Source organism: Pseudomonas sp. SDO5215_S409 (genome assembly GCF_054071325.1).
This window is the reverse complement of sequence record NZ_JBSVWN010000003.1, coordinates 119,710-137,522: the sequence shown is the minus strand read 5'-3', so window position 1 is coordinate 137,522 and position 17,813 is coordinate 119,710. Positions and strand designations below refer to the sequence as shown.

Sequence of the window (17,813 nt, the reverse complement as noted above, 5' to 3'; positions counted from 1 at the left end):
GGCCAGGTGGGGGGCTTTATTGGGTGGCGATGACTTGCACGTTGCAGTAGGACTTCAAGCCTTCGACGCCGAACTCCACGCCAAAGCCTGACTCTTTATGCCCGCCAAACGGGATGTCCACACTCAGGTTGGCGTGTTGGTTGACCCACACCGTGCCCGCGTTGAGTTGGTTGGCCACCGCGGCCAGTTGCTCGGCGTCTTTGCCCCACACCGAGGCGCCGAGCCCATAGGGGGTGTCGTTGGCACGCCGAATGGCATCGTCCAGGTCGGTGTATTTCATCACCGAGCGGATCGGGCCGAACACCTCTTTGCTGACATACGTCGCATCGTCCGCCGGGTTATCCAGCAAGGTCACAGGGAAGAAGTAACCCTGCTCGGGCGCCTGCCCCTGGTAAAGCAGCGGGGCGCCGCTGGCCTGGATGGCGGCCCAGGTTTCCAGGATCCGCTCGAACTGCATTTCGTTCTGCACGGGGCCCAGGTCCGAGTCTGCGGCAAAGCCGTCGCCGGTCTTGACCTGCGCGGCGTACGCCACCAGCGCCTCGGTGACGGCCGGGTAAATGGAAGCGTGCACGTACAGGCGCTTGAGGCAGATACAGGCGTGCCCATTGAGCTTGAACATGCTCCAGAACAGTTTTTCGGCGATGGCGTGCGGGTCGGCATCGGGCAGTATGATGGCCGGGTCGTTGCCGCCCAGTTCCAGGGTGATGCGCTTGAGGGTGGGGGCCACGGCGCTCATCACGCGCTTGCCGGTCTGGGTGGAGCCGGTAAAGGTCACCTTGTCGAACCCCGGGTGCGCAGTCATCAACGGGCCCAGGGCATCACCGCCGGTGATCACGTTCAACACGCCCGGTGGCAGCAGGTCGATGAACAGGTCCACCACGCGCAACACGGTCAGCGGCGCAAAAGGCGAAGGCTTGAGCACGATCGTGTTGCCGGTGAGCAACGCCGACAGCATCTTCACGCAGGACAAAATCACCGGCACGTTCCAGGGGCTGATGGCGCACACCACACCCAGCGGCGTGTGGCGCTTGATCACCTGGCCCAGGGTGGGCGAGGCAATGTGTTCCTGCGCCAGCTCCAGGCTCAGCAGCATCGGGCCAATGCCATGCGCGACCGCGCCGACTTCCCAGGCCGAGTGGGACAGCGGCCGCCCGTTCTCTGCGGTCAACAGCGTGATCAGTTCCTGCTCATGGGCCTGGATGCGTGTCACACACTGCTCCAGCAGTGCACGCCGTTCGGCCCACGGTGTGGCCGCCCAGGCAGGGAAGGCCGCACGGGCGGCCTGCACGGCCTGGTCCAGCACGTCCTCGCCTGCGTCGGGCACCTGGGCCAGTACTTGTGTGGTGGCCGGGTTGACGACCTGCAAACGCCCCCCGGGTGAGGTGCGTTGGCCATTGATGAAATTGAAAAATCCGGCGTCAAGCCTGGCGCCCTTCAGGTGCTCGTCGCGGTTGGCTGCGGCGTTCACAAATCCAGTGGCTATTTCACTCATGCTCGTAGGCTCTCATAGAGGTCAGGTACGTCAATGCTCTACACATAACGTCCCAGAGCCCTGGAATATTCCATCGTGATCGAGAAGACGGCGCCATTAAGGTATCCTCCGCGCCCGCTCATCCACTCTCCAAGACCATGACCGCACAAGATATGCAGGCGCTGCTGGAGTCGATCCTCGACGAAGTACGCCCCCTGATCGGCCTCGGCAAAGTCGCCGACTACATTCCTGCGCTGGCCGACGTCCCGGCGCAACAACTGGGTATCGCCGTGTATGGCAATGACGGCGCCAGCTACTGCGCCGGTGATGCCCACACGCTGTTCTCGATCCAGAGCATTTCCAAGGTGTTCAGCCTGGTGCAGGCCATCGACCACGGCGGCGAAACCATCTGGGAACGCCTGGGCCACGAGCCCTCGGGGCAGCCGTTCAACTCCATGGTGCAACTGGAATTCGAACGCGGTCGGCCGCGCAACCCATTCATCAACGCAGGTGCGCTGGTGATCTGCGACATCAACCAGTCGCGGTTCGCGGTGCCCACCTTGTCCATGCGCGACTTCGTGCGGCGCCTGTCGGGCAACCCGCAGGTGCTGGTCAACAGCGTGGTCGCCGAATCCGAAGCCCAGCACGGCGCCCGCAACGCGGCCATGGCCTACCTGATGAAGTCCTTTGGCAACTTCCACAACGACGTGGACGCGGTGCTGCACAGCTACTTCAACTACTGCGCGCTGCAAATGAGCTGCCTGGACCTGGCCAAGGCGTTCAGCTTTCTGGCCAACGAAGGCCTGTGCAGCCACAGCGGCGAACGCATCCTGACCGCGCGGCAAACCAAACAAGTCAACTCGATCATGGCCACCAGCGGGCTGTACGACGAAGCGGGCAACTTTGCCTACCGCGTGGGGTTGCCCGGCAAAAGCGGGGTGGGCGGCGGGATCGTCGCGGTGGTGCCCGGGCAGTTCACCGTGTGCGTGTGGTCACCGGAGCTCAACGCAGCAGGGAACTCGCTGGCGGGGATGAAGGCGTTGGAATTGTTGAGTGAACGGATCGGGTGGTCGGTGTTTTGAGGTGCTGGGTCGGTCCCTGTAAAGGGGCCGACCCAGAGGGTTGCAGCACGTTATGGCCGTTTCTGCATACTTTCCAGCACATGATTGACCGGGTCGGCCAACCTTCGTCAACTCACATTAAGCCGATCCAACAGGCTGTACCACGCCACGCCCGCGCCGATGTAGAAGCGTTGCAACCCATGCAACGGCAAGCGCTGCAACGGCGTTACCGGGTAGGCAAACGCGGCCTGGCGGTCACACAGCCGCCCGGCCAATTGCTGGCCCAGGCTGGTGCACAGCGCAATCCCGCGTCCGTTGCAGCCCAGCGCCAAGGTGAGCCCCGGTGCGGGTTCGTGTACGTGGGGCATGAAGTCCCGCGTGATCGCGATGCGTCCGGCCCAACGGTATTCGAATTCCAGTGGCCCCAATTGCGGAAACAGCAACGCCAGCGAGCGTTCCAGGTGGGCGAAGTCCGAGGGGCCGGTGGGGTCGTTGAACAGCCCGCGCCCGCCCATCAATAAGCGCCCGTGGGCGTCTTTGCGAAAGTACAGCAGCAGCCGCTGCGCGGTGGACACGGTTTGCTGTCCCGGCAAGATGCTGTCTGCGGCCGCCCCGCGCAGTGGCCGGGTGGCGACGATAAAACTGTTGGCCGCCAAAATGCTCTGCGCCATGCCCGGCCACAAGTTGCTGCTGTAGCCGTTGGTGGCCAGTACCACCTGGCCTGCCATCACGTGCGCACCGCCTGCGGTCTGCAAGTGCCAACCCGAACCCTGGCGTTGCAAGCCGGTCACCGCGCTCTGCCCATGGATGCGCACACCTGCCGCCAACGCCGCCCGCACCAGCCCACGGGCATACGCCAATGGCTGAATCGCCCCGGCGCGGCCGTCGAGCCAGCCACCGGCAAACGCCTGGCTGCCCAGGCGCGAGGCCACGGCGCTGGCGTCCAGCCGCTGCACCGGCACCCCACGCCGGGCCCATTGTTCTGCCCGGGTGTGCAGGCCGGTCACGCCTTTGTCGGTGTAAGACACCTGCATCCAGCCCTGGCGGACCGGGGCGCAGTCGATGCCGTGCCGGTCGATGAGGTCGAACACCAGGTCGGCCGAGCCCGACACCGTCGAGATCAACGGTTCGGCGCGCTCGCTGCCGTACATCTGTACCAGTTGCTCGGGGTCATACTTGAGCGTCGGGTTGACCTGCCCACCGTTGCGCCCCGATGCACCCCAGCCCGGCTCGTTGGCTTCCAGCACACACACGCTGACGCCGCGCTCGGCCAGGTGCAGCGCGGTCGACAAGCCGGTGTACCCCGCGCCCACGATCGCCACATCCACCTTCAGCGATTCGCCCAGTGCCGGTGTCGGCACCGCTGGCGGCGCGGTTGCCGCCCACAGTGAGGTCATGAGCGGCCTCCGGTGGGGTGCAGCACGCGGCGCAAAAAGTCCTGGGTGCGCGGTTGTTGCGGGTTGCCCAGCACCTGCTCGGCGGCGCCGCTCTCGACAATGTAGCCACCGTGCAGGAAGCACACGCGGTCGGCCACTTCCCGGGCAAAGCCCATTTCGTGGGTGACCACAATCATGGTCATGCCCTCGTCGGCGAGGGTGCGCATCACCGCCAGCACATCGCCCACCAGCTCCGGGTCAAGGGCCGAGGTGGGCTCGTCGAACAGCATCGCCTCGGGTTTCATCGCCAGGGCGCGGGCGATGGCCACGCGTTGCTGCTGCCCGCCCGAAAGCTGTTCGGGGTAGGCCTGGGCCTTGGCCGACAAACCGACTTTTTCCAGCAGCACCAAGGCTTCTGCACGGACTTTGCCGACCGGCTCGCCTTTGACGTACACCGGCCCCTCCATCACGTTTTCCAGCACCGTGCGGTGCGGGAACAGGTTGAAGCGCTGGAACACCATGCCCATGCGGCTGCGCAACGCATGCACGGTGTGGCTGCCCCGCTGCACGGTTTCGCCAAACACGCGGATGGCGCCGCCGTCGTAGGCCTCCAGCGCGTTGATGCAGCGCAGCAGGGTGGATTTGCCCGAGCCGGACGGCCCGATCAGGCACACCACTTCGCCCTTGGCCACGTCCAGGTCCACGCCGTGCAGCACACGGTGGGTGCCGTAGTGTTTTTGCAACTGACGAATTTCGATCATGCTTTTTTTCTCCGGCCAAGGCGCAGTTCCATGCGGCGCAGGCCATACACCAGCGGCAGGCTCATCACCAGGTAGAGCAGGGCGACCAGGGTGTAGACGGTCATGTTTTGAAAGGTCGAGGAGGCGATCAACTGGCCCTGGCGGGTCATCTCGGCCACGGTAATGGTCGACACCAGCGACGAGTCCTTGAGCATCATCACCAGCGTGTTGCCATAGGGCGGCAGGGCGATGCGAAACGCTTGCGGCAGGATCACCCGGCGCATCATCAGCACCGAACGCATGCCCAGCGCCTCGGCAGCTTCGCGCTGGCCTTGTTCGACCGCGATGATGCCGGTGCGAAAGTTCTCGGCCTGGTAGGCCGAATAGGCGATGCCCATGCCGATCACCCCGGCCTGGAACGCGCTGAGGTGCACGCCCATGTCCGGCAATACAAAGTAGATGTAGAACAGCTGCACAATGATCGGCAGGCCGCGAATCACGTTGATCACGGTACTTGCCGCCCACGACAGCGCCTTGATCGGCGACAGCTTGAGCAGCGCCAGCACCAGGCCAATCGCGCTGCTGAGCAAAAACGACAGCACGGTGATCTGCACCGTCACCCAGGCGCCCTGCAGCAGAATCGGCAAGAAGTCCTGGGCGTTTTGCAGGAACTCTCCAACGTTCATGGCGTCACCTGGGCGTCGAGGCCCCACTTCTTGAGGATGCTGGCCAGGGTGCCGTCAGCCTTGATGCTGGCGATGGCCTGGTTCAGGCGGTCGAGGGTCTGGGCGTCGCCTTTGCGCACCACCAGGCACACTTCGCCGACGTTGAACGGCTTGTAGTCGGCGGCCAGTTTCACGCCTTTGAACAGCTTCTGGCGGATCTGGTAGGCCACCACCGGCTGGTCGCCCACAGCGGCCTTGATGCGGCCCAGGGACAGGTCGCGGACCATTTCGCCGATGGAGTCGTAGGTGCGGATCTCCTTGAAGGTGCCCATTTGCTTGAGCTTGTCGTAAAACACGGTGCCGGCCTGCACGCCGATCACTTGGTCCTTGAGCGGCGTCAGGTCGGGGTAAGCGGCGTTGTCGTCGGCGTTGATGATCAAGCCCTCGCCATAGGCGTACACCGGGTTGCTGAAGTCCACCACCTGGGCGCGCTCGGGGGTTTTGAGCATGCCGGCGGCGATGAAGTCCAATTTGCCCGAGGTGAGCGAGGGGATGAGGGCGGCAAAGTTGGTCTGCTCGATCTCACTGGTAAACCCGCCGGCCTGGCCCACCGCCTGTGCCACGTCCACCATCACGCCCTGGATGCTGTTGCTTTTGATGTCCAGGAAGGTAAAGGGCGAACCGCTGGCGGTTGCACCGACTTTGTACGAGGTCGCACTGCCAGCGTGCGCGCCGGTGGCACACAGCGTGGCGCACAGGGCAAACGCAAAGCGGCGAAACAAGGGCGAAAGACTGTTCATCGGGTTACTCCAGAAGGAAAACGGATAGTCAGCACCGCAAGCGGCTGGAAACAAAACCGCAAGTTCCAGGCCATTTCGATTTATAAAAATCGTATATCGACGTATAAAACCGAAAAAATGAACCATTCGTATCGATATGCGATTTTTAATGGTGTGTTTTTGCGTTTTCAGGTAGAAATATCGCCACGCCTGATCGACCTGCCCACGAGTTCGCCATGTCTGAAGAACGCAACAGCTTGCACAACCAATCCCTGGAAAAAGGCCTGTCGGTGCTCAAGGCATTCAGCGCCCAGCGCCGTAGCATGAGCCTTGCCGAGGTGGCCGAGGCTGCGGGCATGACCAAAAGCTCGGCCCAGCGCATGGTGTTTACCCTCGAGAGCCTGGGTTACGTTCGGAAACACTCGCGCACACGGCATTACCAACTCACCCCCCGGGTGCTGGAGTTGGGGTTCAGTTACCTGGACGCGCATTCGCTGATCGAGGTGGCCAACCCGTTCCTCTCCGAACTCACCCGGTTGACCGGCGAGACGTCGTGCCTCACCGAGCCTGCCGGGTATGACATGACCTACATCGCACGGTTTGTGAGCGCGGGGTTCGTGCCGGTGCACATGCCGATTGGTTCGCGGGTGCCGATGTACTGCACGGCGTCCGGGCGGGCTTACTTGAGTGCATTGCCGGCGGAGGAAGCGTTGGTGTTGATCGAAAACAGCCAGCGGGTGGCGCACACCAGCCACACGCTGACCGAGGTCGAACGCATTGTGGAATCGTTGCAGCAGGTGAGGGCGCAGGGGTATGCGGTTAACACCCAGGAGCTGTTCCTGGGGGACATGACCATCGGCGCGCCCGTGTTGGGTGCCAACGGTCGCCCGGTGGCGGCCGTGCATGTGGTGGCGCCCACCAGCCGCTGGAGCCAGGCAGACGCCGAACGCCAACTGGCGCCTGCGTTGCTGCAATGCGCCCGCGCCTTGAGCAACTCGGCTCGCAACCTGGAATGATTCAAGAGGGGTGTGCGGTGGAGAGGCGGCCTGTCCACGTTAGAGCGTGCAGGCCTTGGGTTTGACAGATCACGCCGCTGCAGGCGTGATCTGTCGGGAGGCTATCAGGCGATAGCGTCCCAGGCACGGTCGCCGTGCTCATCCTTGATGCGCGTGGGCAGGCCCATCACGTCCAGCGCCTTGAGGAACGGCTCGGCCGGCAACTCTTCGACGTTGACCATGCGCGACACGTCCCACTCGCCGCGCGCCACCAGCAGCGCTGCGGCTACCGGTGGAACGCCTGCGGTGTAGGAGATGCCCTGGCTGTCGGTTTCTGCGAAGGCTTCTTCATGGTCGGCCACGTTGTAGATGAACACTTCACGCGGCTGCCCGTCCTTGGTGCCTTTGACCAGGTCGCCAATGCAGGTCTTGCCGGTATAGCCCGGGGCCAGCGAAGAAGGGTCCGGCAGCACGGCCTTGACCACTTTGAGCGGGACCACTTCCAGGCCTTCGGCGGTGGTCACAGGTTTCTCGGACAACAGGCCGAGCTTGTTCAGCACGGTGAACACGTTGATGTAGTGCTCGCCAAAGCTCATCCAGAACCGCACGTTGGGCACGTCGAGGTTTTTCGACAGCGAGTGCACTTCATCGTGGCCGGTCAGGTACAGGTTTTGCGAGCCAACCACCGGCAGGTCGTCGGTGCGTTTGACTTCAAACATGGTGTTGGGGGTCCACTGGCTGTTCTGCCAGCTCCACACCTGCCCGGTAAATTCGCGGAAGTTGATTTCCGGGTCGAAGTTAGTGGCGAAATATTTGCCATGGGAGCCCGCATTGACGTCCAGGATATCGATCGAGTCAATGCGGTCAAAATGCTGTTGTGCCGCCAGCGCCGCATAGGCGTTGACCACACCCGGGTCGAAGCCCACCCCGAGGATCGCGGTGATGTTCTTCTCTTTGCACTCTTGCAGGTGGTTCCACTCGTAGTTGCCGTACCACGGCGGCGTCTCGCAGACCTTGCCCGGCTCTTCGTGGATCGCCGTGTCCAGGTACGCAACGCCCGTGTCGATGCAGGCGCGTAGCACCGACATGTTGAGGAACGCAGAACCTACGTTGATCACGATCTGCGATTGAGTTTCGCGGATCAGTGCCTTGGTCGCTTCCACGTCCAAAGCGTTCAGCGCAAAGGCCTGGATCTGGGCGGGAACCTTGAAGGCACCCTTGGCCTTGACGCTGTCGATGATGGCCTGGCATTTGGAGATGTTGCGCGACGCGATAGCAATACGACCGAGTTCGTCGTTGTGCTGCGCGCACTTGTGGGCCACCACCTTGGCGACACCTCCTGCACCAATGATAAGAACGTTCTTTTTCAATTGCTTTATCTCTCCTTTATCTGGCCGGCCTCAGGACAGGCTGGACAGGTAGTCTTCGTAACCGAACTCACGAACCATCTCGACTGTACCGTCGAGTTGTTTCACTACGATGGACGGCATTTTCAGGCCGTTGAACCAGTTTTTCTTGACCATGGTGTAGCCTGCGGTGTCGATGAACGACAGCCGATCGCCGATGGTCAGCGGACGATCAAATTGATATTCGCCGAAGATGTCCCCGGCCAGGCACGACTTGCCGCACACCATGTAGGTGTGTTCGCCGCTGCTCGGCGCCAGCTTGGCGTTGAGGCGGTAAATGAGCAGGTCCAGCAAGTGGGCTTCGATGGAGCTGTCCACCACGGCCAGGTGCTTGCCGTTGTAGAGGGTGTCGAGCACGGTCACTTCAAGACTTGCGCTGTTAGTGATCGCCGCTTCGCCCGGCTCCAGGTACACCTGCACGCCGTATTTTTGCGAGAAGGCTTTAAGGCGCGCGCAGAACGCATCCACCGCATAGTCTTCGCCGGTAAAGTGAATACCGCCGCCCAGGCTCACCCAGCTGACCTTGTGCAGCAGTGCGCCAAAGCGTTCTTCGATGGTGGTGAGCATCTGGTCGAACAGGTTGAAGTCACCGTTCTCGCAGTTGTTGTGGAACATGAAACCCGAGATCTGCTCGATCACGCCTTCGATCTTCACCGGGTCCCACTCGCCCAGGCGACTGAACGGGCGGGCGGGGTCGGCCAGCAGGTAGTCGGAGCTGCTCACTTGCGGGTTGACGCGCAGGCCGCGGGTCTTGCCTTCGCTGCGCTCGGCGAAGCGTTGCAGCTGGCTGATGGAGTTGAAAATGATCTTGTCGCAGTTATCCAGCATCTCTTCGATTTCATCGTCGGCCCACGCCACGCTATAGGCGTGCGCTTCACCGTCGAACTTCTGGCGGCCCAGCTTGAGCTCGTACAGCGAGGACGAGGTGGTGCCGTCCATGTATTGCTGCATCAGGTCGAACACCGACCAGGTGGCGAAGCACTTGAGGGCCAGCAGCGCCTTGGCGCCGGACTGTTCGCGCACGTAGGCGATCTTCTGCATGTTGACCAGAAGCTTCTGTTTGTCGATGAGGTAATACGGGGTTTTGATCATTGTTCAGAGCCTCCGGCGATGCCTGCCAAAAAAGGACACGCATTGTGCCCGCACTTGGCCGGGATCGAAAGGCTACTCGGCGGATTTTTGGGCCCGCGCGCCGTACAGGGCGTGTGGTTCAGCGGGGCAGGGTGGGGTGCTTCAGCGTCTCGCTCGGCAGCTCTTTGAACAACGCCCGATAACTGTTGGAGAACCGTCCCAGGTGCCAGAACGACCAATTCATCGCCACCTCGGCCACCGTCGCCCCTTCTGCACGCAGCAACTCGCGCCGGGCGCCGTTCAGGCGCCGCAGGCGCAACCACTGCGCCGGGCTCATCCCGGTGTAGGTCTTGAAGCCTTGCTGCAACTGGCGCAGCGGCACCCCGGCGATGCGGGCCAGCTCCAGCAGGTTGACGGTGGCGTCGGGCGCGTCCGCCGCCCATTCGCCGATGCGCGCCATCAGCGTGCGCGCCTCGGTGCGGCGCTTGAGCGAGCTGAGGTCCAGGCACACGCACGCGTTATCGAGCACGAACAGGCAGTCGTCCAGCAATTGCTGGGTGAGGGCGTCACGGGTGGCGGGGTCGATCACCGCCGACAGGCGCGTCAAGGTGCTGCTCAGCCAGCGCGTGAACAGCAGGTTCTGCTGGCAGGTCAGCGGCGCCATGAACAACCCTTCCAGCGCTGCCACCTCAAGGGCGTTGCGCTGCACGAATTGCGGCCCGAACACCACGGCCACTTCGCGGTAGTTTTCCGGGGTGATCCAGGTGTTGCGGCTTTCGCCATTGAGCAAGTAAAGCGCGTTGTCGCTGCCGTCGAAACAGAACGCCAGGGCACCGGCGGGGGCATTGAAGTTCTGCTCGACCCGGGTGTTCATCTGCTCCTCGTACACCTGCACCCCTTGCAGGTCGAGGTAGCGGATCTGCCCGGCAAAATGCCCCGGGGACATCTGTTGGTACTGCTGCACCCACCCGGGTGTCGCATTGCATTGGGCGGCCACGTCACCGGTGGTAAAGGCCTGTACGCGCAAAGCGGTTGACTGTGTCATGGGGGATCCGGGTGCACTCTATTGGTGCGTTGTGCAGCGTGCAAAGTGGATAGATGCCGGTGTGCGGCTCGCCCAAGATAGACCTCAATGCGCGGCAGGGGAAGCCTGCCGGTGCATCACTCAACCCATGACGAGGTCCTTATGAACGCCCCCTTCGATCAGCTGTCCGCCTGGCTGAAAGAACACAAGATTACCGAAGTCGAATGCGTGATCAGTGACTTGACTGGCATCGCACGCGGCAAAATCGCACCCACCAACAAGTTCCTGCATGAGCGAGGCATGCGCCTGCCGGAAAGTGTGTTGTTGCAAACGGTAACCGGGGACTTCGTCGACGACGACATCTACTACGACCTGCTGGACCCGGCCGACATCGACATGATCTGCCGCCCGGTGGCCCACGCCACCTACGTGGTGCCCTGGGCCATCGAGCCCACCGCCATTGTGATCCACGACACCTTCGACAAGCAGGGCAACCCGGTGGAGCTGTCGCCGCGCAACGTGCTCAAGAAAGTCTTGCAGCTGTACACCGACAAGGGCTGGCAGCCGATTGTGGCGCCCGAGATGGAGTTCTACCTGACCCAGCGCTGCGAAGACCCGGACCTGCCGCTCAAAACGCCACTGGGGCGTTCGGGCCGCGCCGAGAGCGGGCGCCAGTCGTTTTCCATCGACGCCGCCAACGAGTTCGACCCGCTGTTTGAAGACGTCTACGACTGGTGCGAGGAACAGAAGCTGGACCTCGACACGTTGATCCACGAGGACGGCCCGGCGCAGATGGAAATCAACTTCCGTCACGGCGACGCGCTGGACCTGGCCGACCAGATCACCGTGTTCAAACGCACCCTGCGCGAGGCGGCGCTCAAGCACAACGTGGCCGCCACCTTTATGGCCAAGCCGGTGGCCGACGAACCGGGCAGCGCGATGCACCTGCACCAGAGCGTGGTCGACCTCGCCACCGGCAAACCGGTGTTCGTGGATGAACACGGCCAAATGAGCCCGCTGTTTTTGCACCACATCGGTGGCCTGCAAAAATACATCCCGCTGCTGCTGCCCATGTTTGCGCCCAACGTGAATTCGTTCCGCCGCTTCCTGCCGGACACCTCGGCCCCGGTCAATGTGGAGTGGGGCGAAGAGAACCGCACGGTCGGCCTGCGTGTACCCACCTCCAGCCCTGACGCCATGCGCGTGGAAAACCGCTTGCCCGGCGCCGATGCCAACCCGTACCTGGCCATCGCCGCCAGTTTGCTGTGCGGCTACCTGGGCATGATCGAGCAGGTCGAGCCCAGCGCCCCGGTGCAGGGCCGCGCCTATGAGCGGCGCAACCTGCGCCTGCCCATCACCATCGAAGACGCCCTGGCGCGCATGGAGGCCTGCGACACGGTCAAGCAGTACCTGGGCGATAAGTTTGTGCGCGGCTACGTCGCGGTCAAGCGCGCCGAGCACGAGAACTTCAAGCGTGTGATCAGCTCCTGGGAACGTGAGTTCCTGCTGCTGAGCGTCTGAGCCCACACATTCAAAAACCACAGGGGTGTCGATATGCGTCTTGTCAAAAAGCTTCTTCCGCTGGCCTTGGCGGCATTGTTCAGCAGTGCCGGGCACGCGGCCCAGACGGTCAGTGTGTACAACTGGACCGATTACATCGGTGAAACCACGCTGGCCGACTTTCAGGCCAAGACCGGGATCAAGGTGATCTATGACGTGTTCGACTCCAACGAAACCCTGGAGGGCAAGTTGCTCGCCGGCCGCACCGGCTACGACGTGGTGGTGCCGTCCAACCACTTCCTGGCGCGCCAGGTAAAGGCCGGCGCGTTCATGAAGCTGGACCGCACGCAGTTGCCCAACTACTCGAACCTGGACCCCAAGCTGCTGGCGCTGCTGGAGAAAAACGACCCGGGCAACGCGCACTCGGTGCCGTACCTGTGGGGCACCAACGGCATCGGCTACAACGTCGACAAGGTCAAGCAAGTGCTGGGCATCGACCACATCGATTCCTGGGCGGTGCTGTTCGAGCCCGAAAACCTGAAGAAGCTGCACGAATGCGGCGTGGCGTTTCTCGACTCGCCCGACGAAGCCTTCCCGGCGATCCTCAACTACCTGGGCATGGACCCGCGCAGCAGCAACCCCAAGGACTACGAAAAGGCCGAGGCCAAGCTTTTGACCCTGCGCCCCTACATCACCTATTTCCATTCCTCCAAGTACATTTCGGACCTGGCCAACGGCGACATCTGCGTGGCGTTCGGCTACTCGGGCGACGTGCTGCAAGCCGCGCACCGCGCCGAGGAAGCCAAGAACGGCGTGAACATCGCCTACTCGATCCCCAAGGAGGGCAGCAACCTGTGGTTTGACTTGCTGGCCATCCCGGCGGACGCCACCGACCCCAAGGCGGCCCACGCGTTCATCAACTACCTGCTGGACCCACAGGTCATCGCCAAGGTCAGCACCTATGTCGGTTACGCCAACCCTAACCCGGCGGCCAAGGCTTTCATGCCCAAGGACCTGGTGAACAACCCTGAGGTGTACCCGCCCCAGGACGTGCTCGACAAACTCTACATTTCCACCACGCCCACCCCCGCCATCATGCGCGTGATGACCCGCGCCTGGAGCAAAGTGAAGACCAACACATGAAGCCTTCGTCCGAGCACGCCCGTTCCTACTACGCCGCCACCGCCCACGCGATGCCCGAGCGCGCGCCGCTGCACGCCGACCTCAGCGCCGACGTGTGCGTGATTGGCGGTGGCTTTACCGGCGTCAACACCGCCATCGAGCTGGCCCAGCGCGGCCTCTCGGTGGTGTTGCTGGAGGCCCGGCGCATCGGCTGGGGCGCCAGCGGGCGCAACGGCGGGCAGTTGATCCGGGGCATTGGCCATGATGTGTCGGGTTTTGCCCGCTACGTGGGCGAGGAGGGCGTGCGCTACCTGCAACAGGCCGGGATCGATTCGGTGGCGCTGGTGGGCGAACGCATTCGTCAACATGCCATCGACTGCGACCTGCGCTGGGGGTTTTGCGAGTTGGCCAATACCCCGGCGCAGTTCGCAGCCTTTCGGGCCGAACAGCACAGCCTCGCGGCCCTGGGCTATGCCCATCCCACCCGGCTGGTGCCGCCCCAGGACATGGCCCAGGTGGTGGACTCGAACCGGTACGCCGGAGGCCTGGTGGACATGGGCTCGGGGCACCTGCACCCGCTGAACCTGGTGCTGGGCGAGGCCCGGGTGGCCGAGTCGCTGGGGGTGCGCATTTTTGAACACAGCCCGGTGCTGGAACTGGTCCACGGCGAAACGGTGCAGGTGCGTTGCGCCACAGGCACGGTGCGCGCCGCCCACCTGGTGCTGGCGTGCAACGCGCACCTGGACGAGCTGGAACCGCGCCTGAGCGGCAAGGTGCTGCCCGCAGGCAGTTACATCATCACCACTGCGCCGCTGCCCGCCGCGGTGGCCGACACGTTGATCCCGCAGAACCTGGCGCTGTGCGACCAGAAAGTAGGGCTCGATTACTACCGCCTCACCGCCGACCGCCGCCTGCTGTTCGGCGGAGCCTGTCATTACTCCGGGCGCGACCCCGCAGACATCGGCGCCTACATGCTTCCCAAATTGCTCAAGGTGTTCCCGCAACTGGCCGGCACCGCCATCGACTTCCAGTGGGGCGGCATGATCGGTATCACCGCCAACCGCTTCCCCCAGGTGGGGCGGCTCAAGCAGCACCCCAATGTGTTTTATGCCCAAGGCTATTCGGGGCATGGGCTCAACGTGACCCATTGGTGCGCGCGGTTGCTCGCCGAGGGCATCCACGCCGGGCACAGCCGCGGGCTGGACGTTTTCAGCCAGGTGCCGCACCTGACCTTCCCCGGCGGCAAGGCCCTGCGTGCGCCGCTCCTGGCGCTGGGCATGCTCGGGTATCGGCTGCGTGAAATGCTGCAGTGATCAGCGCTGCGGTGCTGTCAGCACCTGACGGAAGGTTTCCACCAGCGGGCGAAGATTGATCCGATGCCACGCCGCCCACAGCGGCGTGGTGTAGGTCAGCCACGGTAATTCGCGCAGCACCACCCCGGGCGGGGCGTTGCGGCTCAAGCCCTTTTGCACCATCGCCACCCCCAGCCCCGACGCCACCAGCCCCAAGGCGGTGAAGGGCTCGCTGGCCTCCATGGGGATCTGCGGGGTGAAGCCCGCTCGGATGCAGGCCGCCACAAAATCGTCGGCGGGGCGTGAGCCGGGTTTGCGCTGCACGCCGATCCAGTGCTGCTCGGCCAAGTGCTCGGGCAACAGCACGACCTGGCGGGCCAGCGGGTGGTGTTCGGGCAGGGCCAGCAGCATGGGGTCGTCGAGCACCTGCGCGCCGGTCAGGTCGGGGTCGTCGGCGGCGGGCGGCTCGCCCACCAGCGCGATGTCCAGGCTGCGCTGGCGCAAGCCTTCAAGTTGCTCGCTGGACGCCAGGTTATACAGCGCGATATGCACGTTGGGCCGCGCATCGCGCAACACCCGCAAGGCGTTGGGCAGCACCCCGGCGTGCATGGCGTTCTCTACGTAGCCCACGCACAGGCCGCCTTCGTCCCCCCGACCCAGGCGCTTGCCCAGGGATTCCAGGCGGTTGGCGTGGGTGAGCAAGGCTTTGGTTTCGGCCAGAAACGTCTGGCCGTCACGGGTCAGGCGGATGCGTTGCTGGCTGCGCTCGAACAGGGTCAGGCCCAGGCGTTCCTCCAGTTGGGCAATCTGACGGCTCAAGGGGGACTGGGAAATATGCAGCCGCTCCGCCGCGCGGCCCACGTGTTCTTCTTCGGCGACCACTTCGAAGTAGCGCAGTTGGCGTAGATCAATCATGTCAGACCTTGTAGGACTCAAGTTGGTCGCAGTATGTCTTGGACGGTCCGATCTATGCAATCTAGGATCTGCTCAACGGTCACCGCGACCCTGAACCTTGAGTAAGGACTGCACCATGAGCTTGAAAGACAAACTGCCCGGCGCGCTGGGTTTTGGCACCGCCCCGTTGGGCAACATGTTCCGCGCCATTCCCGAGGCCGAGGCCCAGGCTACCGTCGAGGCCGCCTGGAACGCTGGCGTGCGCTACTTCGACACCGCGCCGTTCTATGGCTCGGGCCTGTCGGAAATTCGCCTGGGCCAGGCCCTGTCCAACTATCGCCGCGATGACTTCGTGCTCAGTACCAAGGTGGGCCGGGTGATTCTCGATGAAGTGCAAGAAAGCGCCCGCGATCTGGGCGAAAAAAGCGGCGTGTTCGAGCACGGTCGCCCCAACAAAATGCTGAATGACTACAGCGCCGACGCCACCCTGCGCTCGATTGAAGACAGCCTTGAGCGCCTGCAAACCGACCGCCTGGACATCGTCTGGGTCCACGACATCGCCCAGGACTTCTACGGCGACCAATGGCTGGACTACTTCAACCAGGCCCGCACCGGCGCCTTCAAGGTGTTGACCCGCCTGCGCGAAGAAGGCGTGATCAAGGCCTGGGGCCTGGGCGTCAACCGTGTCGAGCCGTGCGAATTGGTACTGGACCTGAGCGAAGCCCAACCCGACGGCTTCCTGTTGGCGGGCCGCTACACCTTGCTCGACCACGAGCGCCCGCTGCAACGCCTGATGGACGCGGCCCTGGCCCAGCACGTCGAAATCGTGGTGGGCGGCCCCTACAGTTCAGGCGTCCTGGCCGGGGGCGAGCATTTTGAATACCAGAAAGCCAGCCCGGCCATCCTGCACAAAGTCGAGCAGATCAAGGCGATTGCCCAGGCTCACGGCGTGAGCATTAAAGCCGCCGCGCTGCAGTTTTCCCTGGCGCACCCGGCGGTGGCGGCGGTGATTCCCGGTGCCAGTCGTCCGGCGCGTATTGCCGAAGACATGGCGGCGTTGGCAGAAAAAATTCCCGCCGCGTTCTGGCAGGCCCTGCGTGACGCACAACTGGTGTCGGCCCGCGCGCCGTTGCCCCTCTGACCCCAGGAGTAGAGCGATGAACATTGATGTAAGCGGCAAACTGGCAATCGTCAGTGGCAGTACCGCCGGGATCGGGCTGGGCATCAGCCAGGCCCTGGCGCAGGCCGGGGCCACGGTGGTGGTGGTCGGGCGCGACGCGGGCAAGGTCGAGGACGCGCTGGCGTCCATCCGCCACGCCGTGCCCGGTGCCCAGGTACGTGGGCGGGTGGCCGACCTTGGCAGTGCCGAAGGCGCCGCCGCGCTGTTCGCCGCCGAGCCTCGCGCCGATATTTTGGTGAACAACCTGGGCATCTTCAACGACGTGGACTTTTTCGATGCGCCGGACAGTGAGTGGAGCCGCTTCTATGAGGTCAACGTGATCTCGGGCGTGCGCCTGGCGCGTCACTACGTGCCACCGATGGTGGCGCAGGGCTGGGGCCGGGTGATCTTTGTGTCGTCGGAGTCCGGTGTGGCGATTCCGGCCGACATGATCAACTACGGCGTGACCAAAAGCGCCAACCTGGCGGTGTCTCATGGCCTGGCCAAGCGGCTGGCGGGCACCGGGGTCACGGTCAATGCGATCTTGCCGGGACCGACCTTCACCGACGGCCTGGAGCAGATGTTGGCGAGCGCGACGGCCCAGTCCGGGCGCAGCGCCCGTGAAGAGGCCGACGTGTTTGTGCGTAACGCTCGCCCGACCTCCATCATCCAGCGCGCAGCGAATGTGGATGAAGTGGCCAACCTGGTGGCGTACATTGCTTCACCGCTGTCTTCTGCAACCACAGGGGCAGCGTTACGAGTCGATGGCGGCGTTGTCGACAGCATGGCTATCTGAGTTTTTCAATTATATGGAGTCATACCGTGGCAAAAGCTTCTGCTGTTATTGAGATCCCGGTGTCGGCCGATCAGGTCTGGCAATTGGTGGGTGGGTTCAACGCGCTGCCGGACTGGCTGCCGTTTATCGTCAAGAGCGATGCATCGGAAGGCGGCCGCGTGCGGCGCCTGCAAACCGCCGACGGTGGGGTGGTGGTGGAGCGTCTGCAAACCTTTGAAAACGTGGCGCGTCGCTACAGCTACTCGATCGTCGAGTCGCCGTTTCCGGTGACGGAATACCTGTCGACCTTGCAGGTCGAGGCCTTGACCGAGCATTCGGCCAAAGTCACCTGGTCGGGTGTGTTCACGCTGGTGGCGGGCACGGACGATGCCGTGGCCGAAGAACTGTTCACCGGCGTCTACAGCGGTGGTCTTGCCGCGTTGCGCGCCAACTTTCCCGCCTGACGCCCGGCGCCCACAGGTT

General features: G+C 63.5%; 17 protein-coding genes. 8 read left to right on the top strand and 9 right to left on the bottom strand.

Annotated elements, in window-relative coordinates; genetic code table 11:
- Window positions 1–16: 16 nt before the first annotated feature.
- Window positions 17–1,492, bottom strand: a complete 1,476-nt coding sequence (locus ACW9H9_RS02500) for an aldehyde dehydrogenase family protein (protein ID WP_457341429.1) — start codon at window positions 1,490–1,492, stop codon at window positions 17–19.
- Window positions 1,493–1,644: 152 nt separating this feature from the next.
- Here ACW9H9_RS02500 and glsB point away from each other — a divergent pair, with 152 nt between their 5' ends.
- Window positions 1,645–2,553 carry a glutaminase B gene (glsB, locus tag ACW9H9_RS02495; RefSeq protein WP_457341496.1) on the top strand — a complete coding sequence of 303 codons (909 nt, stop codon included), beginning with the start codon at window positions 1,645–1,647 and terminating at the stop codon, window positions 2,551–2,553.
- Between the two features lie 107 nt (window positions 2,554–2,660).
- On the opposite strand, the gene ACW9H9_RS02490 is transcribed toward glsB, so the two are convergent.
- From ACW9H9_RS02490 to ACW9H9_RS02475, 4 genes are read right to left on the bottom strand one after another with little or no spacing between them, the layout of a single operon-like run.
- Window positions 2,661–3,929: an NAD(P)/FAD-dependent oxidoreductase gene (locus ACW9H9_RS02490; protein WP_457341428.1), complete on the bottom strand. Its 1,269-nt coding sequence runs from the start codon at window positions 3,927–3,929 to the stop codon at window positions 2,661–2,663.
- Window positions 3,926–4,669, bottom strand: a complete 744-nt coding sequence (locus ACW9H9_RS02485; RefSeq protein WP_457341427.1) for an amino acid ABC transporter ATP-binding protein — start codon at window positions 4,667–4,669, stop codon at window positions 3,926–3,928. Before ACW9H9_RS02485 ends, ACW9H9_RS02490 begins: the two co-directional genes overlap by 4 nt.
- A complete protein-coding gene (gene ehuD, locus ACW9H9_RS02480) occupies window positions 4,666–5,334 on the bottom strand; it encodes an ectoine/hydroxyectoine ABC transporter permease subunit EhuD (RefSeq protein ID WP_457341426.1) in 669 nt (222 codons plus the stop codon). Before ehuD ends, ACW9H9_RS02485 begins: the two co-directional genes overlap by 4 nt.
- On the bottom strand, window positions 5,331–6,113 hold the full coding sequence (locus tag ACW9H9_RS02475) for an ABC transporter substrate-binding protein (protein WP_457341425.1): 783 nt from the start codon (window positions 6,111–6,113) through the stop codon (window positions 5,331–5,333). Before ACW9H9_RS02475 ends, ehuD begins: the two co-directional genes overlap by 4 nt.
- Window positions 6,114–6,328: 215 nt before the next feature.
- Between ACW9H9_RS02475 and ACW9H9_RS02470 the strand changes: the two genes are divergently transcribed.
- Complete coding sequence (locus ACW9H9_RS02470) at window positions 6,329–7,108, top strand: IclR family transcriptional regulator (RefSeq protein ID WP_457341424.1); 780 nt, start codon at window positions 6,329–6,331, stop codon at window positions 7,106–7,108.
- Between the two features lie 104 nt (window positions 7,109–7,212).
- Here ACW9H9_RS02470 and ACW9H9_RS02465 read toward each other — a convergent pair whose 3' ends face one another.
- The 3 genes from ACW9H9_RS02465 to ACW9H9_RS02455 all read right to left on the bottom strand — a co-directional run bounded on the left by ACW9H9_RS02465 (window position 7,213) and on the right by ACW9H9_RS02455 (window position 10,609).
- Window positions 7,213–8,457: a saccharopine dehydrogenase family protein gene (locus ACW9H9_RS02465; protein ID WP_457341423.1), complete on the bottom strand. Its 1,245-nt coding sequence runs from the start codon at window positions 8,455–8,457 to the stop codon at window positions 7,213–7,215.
- Window positions 8,458–8,487: 30 nt separating this feature from the next.
- Window positions 8,488–9,585 (bottom strand): carboxynorspermidine decarboxylase, encoded by a 1,098-nt coding sequence (locus ACW9H9_RS02460; RefSeq protein ID WP_457341422.1) that lies wholly within the window; start codon window positions 9,583–9,585, stop codon window positions 8,488–8,490.
- A gap of 118 nt (window positions 9,586–9,703) precedes the next feature.
- Window positions 9,704–10,609, bottom strand: a complete 906-nt coding sequence (locus ACW9H9_RS02455; protein WP_457341421.1) for a helix-turn-helix domain-containing protein — start codon at window positions 10,607–10,609, stop codon at window positions 9,704–9,706.
- A 141-nt stretch (window positions 10,610–10,750) separates the two neighbouring features.
- Here ACW9H9_RS02455 and ACW9H9_RS02450 point away from each other — a divergent pair, with 141 nt between their 5' ends.
- Genes ACW9H9_RS02450 through ACW9H9_RS02440 form a run of 3 tightly spaced genes read left to right on the top strand, consistent with a single transcriptional unit; the run spans window position 10,751 to window position 14,523 of the window.
- Window positions 10,751–12,109, top strand: a complete 1,359-nt coding sequence (locus ACW9H9_RS02450) for a glutamine synthetase family protein (RefSeq protein WP_457341420.1) — start codon at window positions 10,751–10,753, stop codon at window positions 12,107–12,109.
- A 33-nt stretch (window positions 12,110–12,142) separates the two neighbouring features.
- Window positions 12,143–13,231: a polyamine ABC transporter substrate-binding protein gene (locus tag ACW9H9_RS02445; RefSeq protein WP_457341419.1), complete on the top strand. Its 1,089-nt coding sequence runs from the start codon at window positions 12,143–12,145 to the stop codon at window positions 13,229–13,231.
- Window positions 13,228–14,523, top strand: a complete 1,296-nt coding sequence (locus ACW9H9_RS02440) for an NAD(P)/FAD-dependent oxidoreductase (RefSeq protein WP_457341418.1) — start codon at window positions 13,228–13,230, stop codon at window positions 14,521–14,523. Before ACW9H9_RS02445 ends, ACW9H9_RS02440 begins: the two co-directional genes overlap by 4 nt.
- On the opposite strand, the gene ACW9H9_RS02435 is transcribed toward ACW9H9_RS02440, so the two are convergent.
- Window positions 14,524–15,417, bottom strand: coding sequence for a LysR substrate-binding domain-containing protein (locus ACW9H9_RS02435; RefSeq protein WP_457341417.1), 894 nt, complete (start codon window positions 15,415–15,417; stop codon window positions 14,524–14,526).
- A 115-nt stretch (window positions 15,418–15,532) separates the two neighbouring features.
- On the opposite strand from ACW9H9_RS02435, the gene ACW9H9_RS02430 reads away from it, so the two are divergent.
- From ACW9H9_RS02430 to ACW9H9_RS02420, 3 genes are read left to right on the top strand one after another with little or no spacing between them, the layout of a single operon-like run.
- Window positions 15,533–16,537 carry an aldo/keto reductase gene (locus ACW9H9_RS02430; protein WP_457341416.1) on the top strand — a complete coding sequence of 335 codons (1,005 nt, stop codon included), beginning with the start codon at window positions 15,533–15,535 and terminating at the stop codon, window positions 16,535–16,537.
- A gap of 16 nt (window positions 16,538–16,553) precedes the next feature.
- On the top strand, window positions 16,554–17,351 hold the full coding sequence (locus ACW9H9_RS02425) for an SDR family NAD(P)-dependent oxidoreductase (RefSeq protein ID WP_457341415.1): 798 nt from the start codon (window positions 16,554–16,556) through the stop codon (window positions 17,349–17,351).
- A 26-nt stretch (window positions 17,352–17,377) separates the two neighbouring features.
- Window positions 17,378–17,794 (top strand): SRPBCC family protein, encoded by a 417-nt coding sequence (locus tag ACW9H9_RS02420; protein ID WP_457341414.1) that lies wholly within the window; start codon window positions 17,378–17,380, stop codon window positions 17,792–17,794.
- The last annotated feature ends 19 nt before the right edge of the window (window positions 17,795–17,813 follow it).

Bases quoted from the DNA above. Each gene is read 5' to 3' on its own strand.
- ACW9H9_RS02500 (WP_457341429.1), bottom strand. From the start codon at position 1,492: ATGAGTGAAATAGCCACTGGATTTGTGAACGCCGCAGCCAACCGCGAC.
- glsB (WP_457341496.1), top strand. From the start codon at position 1,645: ATGCAGGCGCTGCTGGAGTCGATCCTCGACGAAGTACGCCCCCTGATC.
- ACW9H9_RS02490 (WP_457341428.1), bottom strand. From the start codon at position 3,929: ATGACCTCACTGTGGGCGGCAACCGCGCCGCCAGCGGTGCCGACACCG.
- ACW9H9_RS02485 (WP_457341427.1), bottom strand. From the start codon at position 4,669: ATGATCGAAATTCGTCAGTTGCAAAAACACTACGGCACCCACCGTGTG.
- ehuD (WP_457341426.1), bottom strand. From the start codon at position 5,334: ATGAACGTTGGAGAGTTCCTGCAAAACGCCCAGGACTTCTTGCCGATT.
- ACW9H9_RS02475 (WP_457341425.1), bottom strand. From the start codon at position 6,113: ATGAACAGTCTTTCGCCCTTGTTTCGCCGCTTTGCGTTTGCCCTGTGC.
- ACW9H9_RS02470 (WP_457341424.1), top strand. From the start codon at position 6,329: ATGTCTGAAGAACGCAACAGCTTGCACAACCAATCCCTGGAAAAAGGC.
- ACW9H9_RS02460 (WP_457341422.1), bottom strand. From the start codon at position 9,585: ATGATCAAAACCCCGTATTACCTCATCGACAAACAGAAGCTTCTGGTC.
- ACW9H9_RS02455 (WP_457341421.1), bottom strand. From the start codon at position 10,609: ATGACACAGTCAACCGCTTTGCGCGTACAGGCCTTTACCACCGGTGAC.
- ACW9H9_RS02450 (WP_457341420.1), top strand. From the start codon at position 10,751: ATGAACGCCCCCTTCGATCAGCTGTCCGCCTGGCTGAAAGAACACAAG.
- ACW9H9_RS02445 (WP_457341419.1), top strand. From the start codon at position 12,143: ATGCGTCTTGTCAAAAAGCTTCTTCCGCTGGCCTTGGCGGCATTGTTC.
- ACW9H9_RS02440 (WP_457341418.1), top strand. From the start codon at position 13,228: ATGAAGCCTTCGTCCGAGCACGCCCGTTCCTACTACGCCGCCACCGCC.
- ACW9H9_RS02435 (WP_457341417.1), bottom strand. From the start codon at position 15,417: ATGATTGATCTACGCCAACTGCGCTACTTCGAAGTGGTCGCCGAAGAA.
- ACW9H9_RS02430 (WP_457341416.1), top strand. From the start codon at position 15,533: ATGAGCTTGAAAGACAAACTGCCCGGCGCGCTGGGTTTTGGCACCGCC.
- ACW9H9_RS02425 (WP_457341415.1), top strand. From the start codon at position 16,554: ATGAACATTGATGTAAGCGGCAAACTGGCAATCGTCAGTGGCAGTACC.